Source organism: Streptomyces fuscigenes, assembly GCF_021556455.1.
GTDB classification, from domain to species: domain Bacteria; phylum Actinomycetota; class Actinomycetes; order Streptomycetales; family Streptomycetaceae; genus Streptomyces; species Streptomyces fuscigenes.
In genome coordinates this window covers 1-1,220 of the sequence record NZ_JAKGCV010000774.1, presented here as the reverse complement: position 1 = coordinate 1,220, position 1,220 = coordinate 1, and the positions used below count along the sequence as shown (strand labels likewise).

General features: G+C 77.6%; 1 protein-coding gene. It reads right to left on the bottom strand.

Features of this window, described 5'->3' with window-relative positions; genetic code table 11:
- Positions 1 to 1,220, bottom strand: a 1,220-nt coding sequence (locus L1885_RS28470) for a DUF58 domain-containing protein (RefSeq protein WP_235800021.1), incomplete at both ends; no start/stop codon positions are given.

The following is a 1,220-nucleotide window of genomic DNA, read 5'->3' as shown; positions in this document are numbered from 1 at the left end:
GGGCGCGGCGGCGCGCGTCCGCGCCGGCCCCCGCCCCGGGCGCGGTGCCGGGGCCCGGCGCCCACACCTCGCTGTCCAGCAGAAACGCCACCGCGGTGCCGCTGCGCATCCGCATCCGGGCCGCCACCGCCGCCTGTTCCTCGTCGAGGTCGCCGAGGAACGCGACGAGCAGCCCCTCGCTGCCCCCGCGCAGCGCGTCGTAGGCGGGGGACAGGGCCGTGCCCTGCGAGTGGTCGACCACGGCCAGCGTGTCCATCAGCAGCCCCATCGAGTCGCCGGACTCCTGGGCCACTCCCGACAGGCCGTCGCCGGCGTCGCCGGGCACGGAGGCGCCGGAGTCCGTGAGCAGCCGCACCGAGTAGCCGCGCTCCAGCAGGTGCGCGAGCACGGACGCGGCGGCGGAGACCGCCCATTCGAAGGCCGAGTCGGGCCCGGCGCCCAGGTAGGCGCCCGCCCGGGTGTCCAGCAGCACGGTGCACCGCGCCCGCCGCGGCTGCTCCTCCCGGCGCACCATCAGCTCGCCGTAGCGGGCCGTCGAGCGCCAGTGCACGCGGCGCAGGTCGTCGCCGTGCCGGTAGCCGCGCGGGATCATGTCGTCCTCGCCGGCGAGAGCCAGCGAGCGCAGCAGGCCATCGCCGAAGCCGGAGGACTCGCCGGACAGCCGGACCGGCGGCAGCGGCTCCGTGCGGGGCACGACCGTCAGCGTGTCGGACGTGGAGAAGGACCGGGTCAGCTCGCACATGCCGAACGGGTCGGTCAGCCGGAGCTGGAGGGGGCCCAGCGGGTAGCGCCCGCGCAGGTCGGAGCGGACCCGGTAGGACACCTCGCGGCGGCCCCCCGCCTCCACGCGGTCCAGCACGAAGCGGGGGCGCGGGCCGAGCACGTAGGGCACGCGGTCCTGGAGCATGAGCAGGCCCGTGGGCAGCCGCGAGACGTTGTCGACCCGCAGGTGCACGCGCGCCTCGGAGGACGCGGCCACCCGGGCCGGCGTCAGCCGTCTGCTGCCCGCGACCTGGTAGCGCGTGCGGTGCAGCACGCCCGCGCACACCAGCGGCAGGACGAGCAGCAGCAGCCCGACCCGCAGCAGGTCGCTCTGGCCGAGCACGTACGCGCAGACCGCGGCGGCGAGGCCGGCGGCGAGGAAGGCGCGGCCGCGCGTCGTCAGCCCGGACAGCGTCGTGCGCAGACCGCCCTCGCGCCGCTCGGCGGGCGCGGGCCGG